Raw genomic sequence first — 12643 nt, 5'->3', positions numbered from 1 at the left:
CTGTCCGGGCGGGGGCTTCTGCCTTCCCGCACCCCCTCTTGTAGAAATTACGTAATTACGTAAGGATGGATTCATGGAGCTGGATCTGGAGCAGCGGGTCGCCGAGCTGGAGCGGCGGCTCACGGCGCTGGAGGGGCGGGACTCCGACTCCGCCTCCCCACGGCTGGGCGACGGCGACTTCTGGGCGTTGGAGGGGCTGAGACAGCAGCTCACCGACGTCGGGGAGGCCGGGGCGGACGGGGGAGTGCTCTACGCGGGCTCGGTACGGCTGCCCACCGGCGAGCAGTACGGATGGCAGTACGGCGCCCTCACCGAGGCTCTGCTCGACGGGGACTGGGCGGACGCCGCCGACTCGTTCGCCGCGCTGGGCCACCCGGTCCGGCTGCGCCTGCTCCGCGAAATCCTCGGCGGCCTGAGCACGGCCGCCGAACTGGCCGCGCTCGACGGGGCGGGCACCACCGGCCAGATCTACCACCACCTGCGCCAACTGACCGGTACCGGCTGGCTCCAGGCCGCGGGACGGGGCCGCTACGAGGTCCCGCCCGCCCGGGTCGTACCGCTGCTGGTGGTGCTGACGGCGGCGCGGCCGTAAGGGGGCGTCGAACGCTCCCCGGCAACCGCGGACCGAACGCAGACAACGCAGACAACAGGGGGAGACGTTCATGTCCGTCCGCAGAGTCGTCCCGATCGCCATGAGGCTGTCCTGGCTGGTCCTGATCGCGCTGGCGATCGGTGAGTTCGTCACCGATCTGCCCGGTCCCTGGTGGGCCACCACGCTCCTGCCCGCCCTGGTCGTCCTCGCCCTCATGGTGGCGACGATGTCGCTCCAGGCCAGGACCGCCGCGCCCCGGGGCGAGCCGGGGCCCCCGGTGGAGGTCGCGCCGCCGGTGACCGGCCGCTGGAAGGCCCTCAACAGCCCGGCGGACAAGGTGCCGAGCCATGGGACGCACGCGTACGGGCAGACGTACGCGATCGACATCGTGGCCCAGCCGGAGACGGCGGAGGGCGAGGCGCCCGGTCGCCCGGGGGCCGCCCCGGCGCCCCGTCCGGCGGCTGACCCGGCGACCCGCCCGGTGGCCCGCCCGGCGGCCGGCCCGGCGACCCGTCCGGAGGTCGGCCCGGTGGCCCGCCCGGCGTTCCGCCTGTTCTGGCCGGTCGTCCGCCGCAACCGCGCCTTCCCGGCCTTCGGCGCCCCGCTGCTCGCGGTGGCCGACGCGACGGTCGTCGTGGCGAGCGACGGCCAGCGCGACCACCTGAGCCGGAACTCGCTGCCGGCCCTCGCTTATCTGATGCTCGCGGAGGCCCCCGTCCGCTCGATCGTCGGCGCGCACCGGATCATCGGCAACCACGTGATCCTGGACCTCGGCGGCGGCACGTACGCCGTGTACGCCCACCTCCGGCGCGGCTCGCTCCGGGTGAGGGCCGGGGACCGGGTCCGCGCCGGGCAGGGGATCGGGCGCGTGGGCAACTCCGGCAACACCACCGAACCGCACCTCCACTTCCACCTGATGGACGGCCCGGACCCCGACGCCGCCCGGGGCGTCCCCTTCACCTGGCGGGGCGTCGGGGTCCCCGCCAACGGCGAGACGTTCACGGTCGTGGAGCCGGAGGAGCGGGGCGGGCAGCCGACAGAGGAGCGGGCCGAGAAGCAGGCAGGGCGGCCGACTGAGCAGCAGGCCGGGCGGCCGGTCGAGGGGCGGGCGGCGGGGAGCTGACCGGCGTTGTCGGTGGGGCCGGTTACGCTCGGCCCCATGCCCCCGGCCAAGAAGCGCCCGCGCGTCTACGACCACACCAGGACCCGTACGGCGGTCCTCGCCCAGTTCGGCCATGTGCGCGACGCCGTAGGCGCGTTGACGCCCGAGCAGCTCGCCGCGCCGACCCGGCTGGGCGCCTGGACGGTGCGCGATCTGGTCGCGCACATCGCGCTGGGGCTCGGCTCGGTCAGCCGGGACCTGGCCCTGCCGGAGCCGCCCGGCCCCAAGCCCGCGACCGCCCTCCTGGAGTGGCCGCCCGCCGTCGCGGCGGCCGTCCGGGACCCCGATGCCCCGGCCCCGGGGGCCGCCCACCCCGACCTCCTCGCGCTGTACGGCGAGGTGGAGGCGGCCTTCCTCGCCGACGTCCCCGCCTCCGGCACGGGGGAGCGGCTGCTGCCCACCCGCGTCGGCTCCATGCGGCTGACGGACTACCTGGTCACCCGGACCGTCGAGCTGGCCGTCCACACCGACGACCTGAACGCGGCGCTCGGGCTGGAGATCCCGTACGACCGGCAGGCGCTGGCCGCCTGCACCCGGCTGCTGGCGGACACGCTCGCGGACCGGGCGCCGGGCGGCTCGGTCGAGGTGCGCGTCCCGCCGTTCGCGGTGGTCCAGTGCATCGGCGGCCCCAAGCACACCCGGGGCACCCCGCCCAACGTCGTGGAGACCGCCCCGCTGACCTGGATCCGGCTTGCCACCGGGCGTACGGAGTGGGCGCGGGCCCTGGCGGACGCCGAGGTCAGCGCCAGTGGGGAGCGGGCCGACCTGGCCGCGCTGCTGCCCCTGCTGAAGTGAGCCCCTTGCGCGCCGCCCGCGCGCCCGCCTGCTCGCCCATCATCAGCCCCGCCCGCCGGCCCGCCCCCCGAACGTCCCCCCCGAACGTCGCCCTGAACGTCCCCCTGACCGTCCGCGCGACTGGAAGCGGAGCGTACGGAACCGGATCGGGGTCCCGTTCCGTCACATCGCCATGCGCACACAACGGATGACCCTCAGCGTCAGTGTCCTGGCCCTCCTCACCCTCGCCGCCTGCGGTACGGAGTCGGGTTCCGGCTCCGGCGGCGGCGACACCGTGCAGAGCGACGTCCCCGTCACCGGGGTCGCGTGGAGCGTCGACTCCGTGACCGTCGACGGGAAGAAGACCGAGGCCCCGGAGGGGGCCCGCATGCAGATCGACCCGAAGGGCCGCGCCACGGCCGACTTCGGCTGCAACCACATCGGCGTCGACGCCCGGGTGAAGGGCGACCGGGTCACCCTCGGCAAGCCCGTCACCACGCAGATGGTCTGCGACGAGGACATCGAGAAGTTCGAGAAGGCCGCCATCGAGGCCATGGGCGGCGAGCTGACCGCCGAACTCTCCGGGAAGAAGCTGACCCTGACCAAGGAAGGCGGCACGACCATGGAGCTCAGCGAGGAGAAGGCGGCCGACCTGGTCGGCACCCGGTGGACGGTGAACACGCTGCTCGCCGGCGAGACGGCCACCACCGTCCCGGCGGACCTGCCGAAGGAGTGGACGCCCTACCTGACCTTCGCCGACGACGGCACCGTACGGGGCAACTCCGGCTGCAACTCCTTCAGCGGCCAGGCCACCGTGAAGGGCTCCACGATCGACTTCGGCGCGATCGCGGGCACCAAGAAGATGTGTCCGGAGGCCGAGATGGAGGTGGAGCGCGCCGTGCTCGCGGCCCTCGACGGCCCGGCGACGTACACGATCAAGGGCAGCACGCTCACCCTCACCGCCAAGGACGGCAAGGGCCTCGGCGCCACCGCCGAGGCCCCCGAGTCCGCCTCCCAGCACGGGTGACCCGGACGAAGCGACCGGGACCCGGGGCGGGAGCCCGCCGGGCGGCGGGTCAGGAACCCGTCGGGTAGGGGAGCAGGCCGGAGTCCGTCCGCTCCCACGACGCCCGCAACTCGGCGAGCCGCCCCGGGTCGGCCTTCGCGCGGTCGGCCTGCTCGCGCCGGTCCTCGGCCAGGTTGAACAGCTGGTCGGTCCCGCTCCTGCCCCGGTAGTACTTCCAGTCGCCGCGCCGCAGGGCCCGTTCGCCGCGCACCCGCCAGAACAGGTCGCGTTCTCTCGGCGTCTCGCCCCGCAGCAGGTACCCCGCGAGGCTGACGCCGTCCAGCGGATGGGCGGGGTCCGGCCGCGCCCCGCCCAGCTCCAGCAGGGTGGCCGTCCAGTCGGGGGAGAACACCGGCAGGTCGCTGACCTGCCGCCCGTCGATGCGCGCGGGCCAGCGCAGCACCGAGGGGACGCGGATGCCGCCCTCCTGGAGGGAGCCCTTGCTGCCGGCGAGCGGCCAGTTGTAGGAGAACCGCTCTCCGCCGTTGTCGCTGGCGAAGAAGACCAGGGTGTCCTTCTCCTGCCCCGACCGCTTCAGCGCCTTGAGCACCTCGCCGACCGAGCGGTCCAGGTCCTCGACCATCTCCGTGTACTTCTCGACCGAGCCGCCGTCGGCGTGCCAGAGGGCGGACCGGTCGCCGGCCTTGATCCGGCGGACGATCTCGGCACTCGCCCCGGTGTCGCCGTCGGCGATCCAGGGCCAGTGCGGGGTGGTGAAGTTCAGATTGAGCAGCCACGGCCTGTCGCCGTGGTCGCGCCGTACGTACTCGCTCGCGCGTTCCGTGAGGATCCGGGTGTAGTAGCGCAGGTCCTTGTACGTCGCGTCGCCCTCGTACAGGTCGTACTCGCCCGCCAGACCGAGCTTGGAGTAGTACTCCAGGGCCCCGCCGAAGTTGCCGAAGAACTCGTCGTACCCCGACTTCGTCGGGCTGTAGTCCGGCAGGTATCCGCAGTGCCACTTGCCGATCAGCGCGGTCGCGTAGCCGGCGCCGCGCAGCAGCGAGGCCAGCGTCGGATGGGTGGGCTCCAGCCCCACCGACCGGTCGGCGATCGGCTCGGCGAGCCCGCCCTTCGTCCGTCCCGGGTAGCGCCCCGTGTAGAGGCTGAACCGGGTCGGGGAGCAGGTCGCCGACCCCGCGTACGCGTCGGTGAAGCGCACCCCCTGCCGCGCCAGCCCGTCCAGGTGGGGGGTGCGGATGTGCGGGGACCCGTAGGAGGAGAGGTCCGCCCAGCCGAGGTCGTCGCCGAGGATGAAGAGGATGTTGGGCCGGCGCGCGTGCCGGCCGCGGGCGGCACGGAACGGGCGTTCCCGCGGGATGTCGTCGGCGGCGGACCCGGCCGCGGCTGCCGGGGCGGCTGCCGCCAGCCCGGTAGCGGCGGCCGCGGTCGCGCCGACAGCGGTGGTGAAGGCGCGCCGGCTCAGCGGCGTACCGGTGTGTACGTCCGGACGTGCGTGGGCGTCGTGAGAGGTCATGGGGGCTCCTGGGAGGGCCTCGGGCGCCGGTCACAGGACGGCGGGGCACGAGGCGGTGGGCGCGCGGCGTCCCGGCGGGCGGCGGCCCGGGAACGGGCGCACCCGCCCGCCGGGGGCGAAGAAAGAGAGGGAGGAAAGCGTGCGCGCAGGCCGAAGCCCGGGGCGGAGGCCCTGCGGGGATTTCGGGGGTGCGGCTGCCTCAGGCGTGGCGACAGATGGCGCTCGCTACACGTCCCAGATCGACGTGCCGGCGCTCCACGAGCGTGATCGAGAGATCACCGAGGGGCTGCATGGGGGAGGAGCCTGCCAACAGGGCATGGGCCTGTCAACGGTCTGCTCGAAGTACGGACAGCGGCCCCGAGGCGGCCCGCGACCCGCGCCGTCCGCCCCGAGCGCGAAGCCCGGAGCGAGGCCGCACGCAACCCGAGGCACGCAAGCGGACGCACCCCGGCCGCACGCACGCGGACGCAACCCGGCCGCACGCAAGCGGACGCACCCCGGCCGCACGCATCCCGGCGTCACGCACCCCGGCCGCACACACCCTCGACGCATGAAGCCCGGACGCATGAAGCCCGGACGCATGAAGCCCGGACGCACGACCCGCCCCGCGCACAAAGCCCGGACCCGGACGCGCGACCCGCCCCGCGCACGAAGCCCGAAGCCCGGAGCCCGGCCGCCCGGCGCTCGACGCCCGGCCGCCCGGAGCCCGGAGGTGTGAGGCTCGCCACGAAACGAGCGTTCGGCCAGCGGCCGCTGCGGAGTCCGGGCGGCTTCACCGAGCGCCACGGACGCCCGTTCTCCCCCGCCGCGATCTACCGTTCGGTAACCAGCCGTCCGGCCCGCAGGAAAGCGCCGCAGCCGCCTCGCGCCGACGACGCCACCGGTTCGGCCGTCACGCAGGGTCACCGCGCGAAGTCCCGCGAAACCCCCGCGCCGGGCGGCGGCCGGGCCCGCCCCGCGCGGGCCCTCGCGCGTTTGCCCACCGGTCCTCAATTCGGACCAGTGGTCGATCTCCCCTACACTCGGTGCCGTGCCCCGTGGTGATGGACGACTCAACCACGACCTGCTCCCCGGAGAGAAAGGCCCCCAGGACGCTTGTGGCGTCTTCGGTGTCTGGGCTCCGGGTGAAGAGGTCGCCAAGCTCACCTATTTCGGACTGTATGCCCTGCAGCACCGCGGACAGGAATCCGCGGGCATCGCAGTGAGCAACGGGTCCCAGATCCTGGTCTTCAAGGACATGGGACTGGTCTCGCAGGTCTTCGACGAAACGTCTCTGGGTTCCCTCCAGGGCCATATCGCGGTCGGACATGCCCGCTACTCCACCACCGGCGCCTCGGTGTGGGAGAACGCGCAGCCGACGTTCCGTGCCACCGCGCACGGCTCGATCGCCCTCGGCCACAACGGGAACCTGGTCAACACCGCCCAGCTCGCGGAGATGGTCGCCGACCTCCCGCGCAAGGACGGCCGCGCCACCCAGGTCGCCGCGACCAACGACACCGACCTGGTGACCGCGCTGCTCGCCGGGCAGCGCGACGAGGACGACAAGCCGCTCACCATCGAGGAAGCCGCCGCCAAGGTGCTCCCCGACGTGAAGGGCGCGTTCTCGCTCGTCTTCATGGACGAGCACACCCTCTACGCCGCCCGCGACCCGCAGGGCATCCGCCCGCTGGTCCTCGGCCGCCTGGAGCGCGGCTGGGTCGTCGCCTCGGAGTCCGCGGCGCTCGACATCTGCGGCGCCAGCTACGTACGCGAGATCGAGCCGGGCGAGCTCGTCGCCATCGACGAGAACGGTCTGCGCACCTCGCGATTCGCGGAAGCGAAGCCCAAGGGCTGCGTCTTCGAGTACGTCTACCTGGCCCGGCCCGACACCGACATCGCCGGCCGGAACGTCTACCTCTCCCGGGTGGAGATGGGCCGCAAGCTGGCCGCCGAGGCCCCCGTCGAGGCGGACCTCGTCATAGCGACCCCGGAATCCGGCACCCCCGCCGCGATCGGGTACGCGGAGGCCAGCGGCATCCCGTTCGGGGCCGGCCTCGTGAAGAACGCCTACGTCGGCCGGACCTTCATCCAGCCTTCGCAGACCATCCGCCAGCTCGGCATCCGGCTCAAGCTGAACCCGCTCAAGGAAGTCATCAAGGGCAAGCGCCTGGTGGTCGTCGACGACTCGATCGTCCGCGGCAACACCCAGCGCGCCCTGGTCCGGATGCTCCGCGAGGCCGGCGCCGCCGAGATCCACATCCGGATCTCCTCGCCGCCGGTGAAGTGGCCCTGCTTCTTCGGGATCGACTTCGCCACCCGCGCCGAGCTGATCGCCAACGGCATGACCGTCGACGAGATCTGCACCTCCATGGGCGCCGACTCGCTCGCGTACATCTCGATCGACTCCATGATCGAGGCGACGACGATCGACAAGCCGAACCTCTGCCGCGCCTGCTTCGACGGTGAGTACCCGATGGAGCTGCCCGACCCGGAGCTGCTCGGCAAGCAGCTGCTGGAGACCGAGCTGGCGGCGGGCCCCGCGGCGACCGCGGCGGCCGACGCGCTGCGTCGTCCGTGACCCGGACGCGCCGCCGCGTCCCCCACCAGCCCCGTATCTCCACACGAAAGATCCCAGGCCATGTCTGAGACAACAGGTGCCTCCTACGCGGCGGCCGGCGTCGACATCGAAGCCGGCGACCGCGCCGTCGAGCTGATGAAGGAGTGGGTGAAGAAGACCCAGCGCCCCGAGGTCGCGGGCCTCGGCGGCCTGGGCGGCTTCGCCGGCCTCTTCGACGCCTCCGCGCTGAAGCGCTACGAGCGCCCGCTGCTGGCCTCCGCCACCGACGGCGTGGGCACCAAGGTGGACCTGGCCCGCCGGATGGGCGTGTACGACACCATCGGCCACGACCTCGTCGGCATGGTCGTGGACGACCTCGTCGTCTGCGGCGCCGAGCCGCTGTTCATGACCGACTACATCTGCGTCGGCAAGGTGCACCCCGAGCGGGTCGCCGCCATCGTCAAGGGCATCGCCGAGGGCTGCGTCCTGGCCGGCTGCGCCCTGGTCGGCGGCGAGACGGCCGAGCACCCCGGCCTGCTGGGCCCGGACGACTTCGACGTCGCCGGGGCCGGTACGGGCGTGGTCGAGGCCGACCGCCTGCTCGGCCCCGACCGCATCCGCGAGGGCGACGCGGTGATCGCCATGGCGTCCTCGGGTCTTCACTCCAACGGGTACTCGCTCGTCCGCCACGTGTTCTTCGACCGGGCCGGCTGGTCCCTGGACCGCGAGGTCGAGGAGTTCGGCCGCACGCTGGGCGAGGAGCTGCTGGAGCCGACCAGGATCTACTCCCTGGACTGCCTGGCGCTCACCCGGACGACCGACGTGCACGGCTTCAGCCACGTCACCGGCGGCGGCCTGGCGAACAACCTGGCCCGGGTGATCCCGGACGGCCTGCACGCCACCGTGGACCGCTCCACCTGGACGCCCGGCGCGGTCTTCGACCTGGTCGGCAAGGCCGGGAACGTGGAGCGCCTGGAGCTGGAGAAGACGCTCAACATGGGCGTCGGCATGATCGCGATCGTCCCGGCCGACTCGGTGGACGTCGCGCTGACGACGCTGGCCGACCGCGGGGTCGACTCCTGGGTCGCCGGCGAGATCACCGCCCGCGGCGACCACGCCACGGGCGCCGAGCTGACCGGCGACTACGCGCGCTGAGCGGCGGCCGTACGCGAGGGAGCGCCGGGTGGTCCACCCGGCGCACCCCGCACCGCCGAGGCCGGACCGGCGGCGCGGGGCCGACCGGACCGGGACACACAGAACCCGGCCCGGGGCAGGCCCGGACCGGGTTGATGTGTCAGCGCGAGGTCAAGCGCCGCGGCGCTGTGACGACGACGGGCCGGAAGGACCGTCCTGATCGTCGTCATCGTCCTGGTTGTAGCGATCCGCGTACTGTGCGTACGGGTCATCTTCCTCGTCGTCGTCCTCGAACGGCTCTGCGTTCGGTGGCTGACTCGAAGGCGATGCGCCCAGCTCATTGGCCAGACGCGACAGGTCAGTCCCGCCGCTGCTGTACTTCAGCTGGCGGGCGACCTTGGTCTGCTTGGCCTTTGCCCGGCCGCGCCCCATGGCTCGACCCCCTCGGTGACGGGGCTCGACGGCCCCAGAGTCTTGACACGCGTTCATGTTTCAGGACGGACTCTCCGGAGAGAGACCGTGCCCGTAGGGCTTTAACGGTACCTGCTTCCGTGGCCATACGGTACGCCGCTTGCGTCCCGGACCCGGCACAGGGCCATCGAGGAGCCCTGTCCTCGCTGGTCAAACGCGATTTTAACCTCTTGTGGAGGTACGACCCGCCGACCGACGTGAGTCTTGTCTCGTCGCCCGGCGGGCCGCTCGCGCGCCCGGTCAGCGGGTCCGGGCCTCCGCCATGCGCTGCTCGGCGAGCCGGTCGGCCGCCGCGGCCGGCGGAATCCCGTCAGCCTTCGCACGTGCGAATATTTCCAGCGTGGTGTCGAAGATCCTCGTAGCCTTCGCCTTGCACCGGTCGAAGTCGAAGCCGTGCAGCTCGTCGGCCACCTGGATCACGCCACCGGCGTTGACCACGTAGTCGGGGGCGTAGAGAACCGACCGGTCGGCCAGGTCCTTCTCCACGCCTGGGTGCGCGAGCTGGTTGTTGGCCGCGCCGCACACCACCTTCGCGGTGAGCACCGGCACGGTCGCGTCGTTCAGCGCGCCGCCGAGCGCGCACGGCGCGTAGACGTCGAGGCCCTCGGTGCGGATCAGGGCGTCGGTGTCGGCCGCCACGGCGACCTCCGGGTGCAGCTCGGTGATCGCGCGCACCGACTCCTCGCGGACGTCGGTGATCACGACCTCGGCCCCGTCGGAGAGCAGGTGCTCGACGAGGTGGCGGCCCACCTTGCCCACCCCGGCGACGCCGACCTTGCGGCCGCGCAGCGACGGGTCGCCCCACAGGTGCTGGGCCGAGGCCCGCATGCCCTGGAAGACGCCGAAGGCGGTGAGCACCGAGGAGTCGCCGGCGCCGCCGTTCTCGGGCGAGCGGCCGGTGGTCCAGCGGCACTCCCGGGCGACGACGTCCATGTCGGCGACGTAGGTGCCGACGTCGCAGGCGGTGACGTACCGGCCGCCGAGCGAGGCGACGAACCGGCCGTAGGCGAGGAGGAGTTCCTCGCTCTTGATCTGCTCCGGGTCGCCGATGATGACGGCCTTGCCGCCACCGTGGTCGAGCCCGGCCAGGGCGTTCTTGTACGACATCCCGCGCGAGAGGTTCAGCGCGTCGGCGACGGCGTCGGCCTCGGAGTCGTAGGGGTAGAAGCGGGTGCCGCCGAGGGCGGGGCCCAGGGCGGTGGAGTGGAGGGCGATGACGGCCTTGAGACCGCTGGCGCGGTCCTGGCAGATCACGACCTGTTCGTGGCCTCCCTGGTCGGAGTGGAACAGGGTGTGCAGTACATCGACGGGCGCGCCGGTCACATCGGTCACTGTGGTGACTCCCAAACAACGAAGCGGCGGAAGACCCTCCTGAGGGTGGGGAGGGCCGCGGACCGACCGCGCACGGCGGGTCCGATGGGCAAGAGCGTAAGTCCTTCGGCGGCGCTGGTCCGCCCCCCTGCGAAGGATCACCCCCTGGGGGTGACCGGCCGTGACACGATGCGCTGCATGTCGGTGGTGTCTTCGGTGCTCGTCCCTTACACGTCGTATCTCCGGGTCTACGAACCGCTCGCCGCCTTCGCGGAGCCGGAGCGCGGTCACTGGACGCGTTACGCGCGGCGCGCGGAGCTTCCCACGGCCCAGGACGAACTGCGCCGCTCGCTGGCGGACTTGGTGGCGACGCCGCCGGTCGGGGTGCCCGTCCACGAGAGCGGCGACGCGTTCGTGGCGGTGCTCGACGGGGTGGTGTGCGTCTGCCCGTGGCGGACCAGACTGCGCGGCTGGCTGGCCCTGGAGGAACTCGATGGAATGTTTCCGGCCAAGGTGCTGGACGTCGTGCTGCCCGCGGTGGTGCGCGGTCAGGCGGCGGCGGACCATCAGCGCTGGCAGCGGCGCCACCCGGACGCGCGGCCGTGGATCCGCACCACGGTGTGGCAGGTGCCGGTGCGTTGGTTCGTGCTCTTCGACGACGAGGAGCGGGAGTACCGGCCGGCGGACGAGGCGGGGGAGGACGGGCCCGTCCTGCGCTACCGCACCCCGATGGTCGAGGCCCGCCGGCGGCTGGCGCGGGCGCTGCGGACCCTGCGCGAGAACGTCCCCGAAGGCCCGCTGACCGAGGGGCTGGTGGACGTGGGGCGCTGGCTGGAGGAGTTCCATCCGCGCTCCCTGGTCGAGCTGGACTACGGAGGCCTGGTGCACGCGTTGTCGCCGGAGCTCCTGGCGGGGGACCGGTCGGCGGCGGACGTGGCGGAGGGGCTGACCGCGTTGCGGGACGGGGACGGCGAGGGCGCGGCGGAGGCGTACGCGCGGCTCGCGGAGCGCTGGCGGGCGGTCAGGGACCGGCAGTTCACCAATTGACGTGAAAAGGCCCACAGGGGCATCAAGGTGACGGAACCGGGGCATCCTTCATCCAGGACGGCCGAGAGGCCGGCGGACGGCCATCGGGGCCGGACCGTTCGGAGTGACCGGGAGAGGGAGGACGTCGCGTCGCCCCGGCGGAGGGTGACGGAGAGGGCTCGACGGACGGCTGACGGGCCGTGAACCCTCGTTCGATGTGACACGTGTGAAGGGTGAGGCGGAAGCGTACGCCGCCGACCCCGGGACCTACGTCCCGAACCGGGCCTAAGCCTCATGCGTGATGGACAGCACTAACGGGGCTCTTGCGCCTATCCCTACTCCTCATGCCAAAATAGGACAAGGAGTCCGGGGAGGGCTCCTTCTGTCCGCATAAGGGCAGGATGCTCGACTTTGCGCGCTATGGGGGTTCTGAGGGCTCCTGATCGCTCTGTGACTGATCGTCACCGGGGCGTGACTGTCCGCTATGGCATGGTCCATCGGCTTTCCGTCGCTGATGAACACCTGGGAGGGCAATTCCATCGGTTTGGCCGACGTGGCTGGACGGATGGTGTAGTTGTAGTGCCGAGGACAAGCCGTTCGTCCTATAACCGACTCGGCCCGCGTCCGCCATTTCGGGCAACGCGGGTCAAGGTGCAGAATTTAAAGGAAAGAACCGAGAAGGTTCGGTTCTCCCGAGGAGGCCGCTCATGACCGCTCGCACCCCTGATGCCGAGCCGCTGCTGACCCCGGCTGAGGTTGCCACGATGTTCCGCGTGGACCCGAAGACGGTCACCCGTTGGGCCAAGGCTGGCAAGCTCACGTCCATCCGCACGCTCGGTGGACACCGCCGGTACCGCGAGGCAGAGGTCCGCGCACTGCTGGCGGGTATTCCGCAGCAGCGCAGCGAGGCCTGAACACCCCTGCCTCGCAGCAGAAACAGCAGTTCGGCAGTACCGCAGTAACCACGCAACACCGCACCACAATCGGGCAGTCAGCGGGTCCCCCAACCCCGGCAGCCCGCCCATAGCTCCACTCGACGGACGCCTGCCCCAACGGGCGTCATACCTGTGTCTCACGGGTGTCGTCGTATTGATCGC

The 12643-nt window shown here is 72.2% G+C and carries 12 protein-coding genes; 8 read left to right on the top strand and 4 right to left on the bottom strand.

Annotation, left to right across the window (positions count from 1 at the left end; translation table 11 throughout):
- The first annotated feature begins 79 nt into the window (after nt 1-79).
- From IF19_RS0128675 to IF19_RS0128655, 4 genes are all read left to right on the top strand, one after another.
- Nucleotides 80-592 (top strand): ArsR/SmtB family transcription factor, encoded by a 513-nt coding sequence (locus tag IF19_RS0128675; protein ID WP_030117272.1) that lies wholly within the window; start codon nt 80-82, stop codon nt 590-592.
- A gap of 70 nt (nt 593-662) precedes the next feature.
- Nucleotides 663-1715 carry a M23 family metallopeptidase gene (locus tag IF19_RS1000000136560; protein ID WP_050493985.1) on the top strand — a complete coding sequence of 351 codons (1053 nt, stop codon included), beginning with the start codon at nt 663-665 and terminating at the stop codon, nt 1713-1715.
- A gap of 36 nt (nt 1716-1751) precedes the next feature.
- Complete coding sequence (locus tag IF19_RS0128660; protein ID WP_030196022.1) at nt 1752-2549, top strand: maleylpyruvate isomerase family mycothiol-dependent enzyme; 798 nt, start codon at nt 1752-1754, stop codon at nt 2547-2549.
- A gap of 172 nt (nt 2550-2721) precedes the next feature.
- On the top strand, nt 2722-3555 hold the full coding sequence (locus tag IF19_RS0128655) for an META domain-containing protein (protein WP_030117275.1): 834 nt from the start codon (nt 2722-2724) through the stop codon (nt 3553-3555).
- A 49-nt stretch (nt 3556-3604) separates the two neighbouring features.
- Here IF19_RS0128655 and IF19_RS0128650 read toward each other — a convergent pair whose 3' ends face one another.
- A complete protein-coding gene (locus IF19_RS0128650) occupies nt 3605-5068 on the bottom strand; it encodes a sulfatase-like hydrolase/transferase (RefSeq protein WP_030276635.1) in 1464 nt (487 codons plus the stop codon).
- A gap of 199 nt (nt 5069-5267) precedes the next feature.
- Complete coding sequence (locus IF19_RS1000000138965) at nt 5268-5360, bottom strand: putative leader peptide (RefSeq protein WP_350797605.1); 93 nt, start codon at nt 5358-5360, stop codon at nt 5268-5270.
- Nucleotides 5361-6098: 738 nt separating this feature from the next.
- Between IF19_RS1000000138965 and purF the strand changes: the two genes are divergently transcribed.
- Complete coding sequence (gene purF / locus IF19_RS0128640) at nt 6099-7625, top strand: amidophosphoribosyltransferase (protein WP_030196019.1); 1527 nt, start codon at nt 6099-6101, stop codon at nt 7623-7625.
- Nucleotides 7626-7685: 60 nt separating this feature from the next.
- Nucleotides 7686-8759: a phosphoribosylformylglycinamidine cyclo-ligase gene (gene purM / locus IF19_RS0128635; protein WP_030117279.1), complete on the top strand. Its 1074-nt coding sequence runs from the start codon at nt 7686-7688 to the stop codon at nt 8757-8759.
- Between the two features lie 150 nt (nt 8760-8909).
- On the opposite strand, the gene IF19_RS0128630 is transcribed toward purM, so the two are convergent.
- Complete coding sequence (locus IF19_RS0128630; RefSeq protein WP_030117280.1) at nt 8910-9170, bottom strand: DUF3073 domain-containing protein; 261 nt, start codon at nt 9168-9170, stop codon at nt 8910-8912.
- Nucleotides 9171-9449: 279 nt separating this feature from the next.
- A complete protein-coding gene (locus IF19_RS0128625) occupies nt 9450-10541 on the bottom strand; it encodes a Leu/Phe/Val dehydrogenase (RefSeq protein ID WP_030117281.1) in 1092 nt (363 codons plus the stop codon).
- A gap of 177 nt (nt 10542-10718) precedes the next feature.
- Between IF19_RS0128625 and IF19_RS0128620 the strand changes: the two genes are divergently transcribed.
- Entirely contained in the window at nt 10719-11567 is an 849-nt protein-coding gene (locus tag IF19_RS0128620) for a DUF8083 family protein (RefSeq protein WP_030117282.1), read from the top strand.
- 686 nt (nt 11568-12253) lie between these two features.
- Nucleotides 12254-12460: a developmental transcriptional regulator BldC gene (gene bldC / locus IF19_RS0128615; protein WP_003949541.1), complete on the top strand. Its 207-nt coding sequence runs from the start codon at nt 12254-12256 to the stop codon at nt 12458-12460.
- Nucleotides 12461-12643: the final 183 nt, after the last annotated feature.

The sequence above is a fragment of the Streptomyces californicus genome (assembly GCF_000717645.1).
In the GTDB taxonomy this organism is placed as follows: domain Bacteria; phylum Actinomycetota; class Actinomycetes; order Streptomycetales; family Streptomycetaceae; genus Streptomyces; species Streptomyces californicus.
This window is presented reverse-complemented; position numbering and strand designations above follow the sequence as displayed.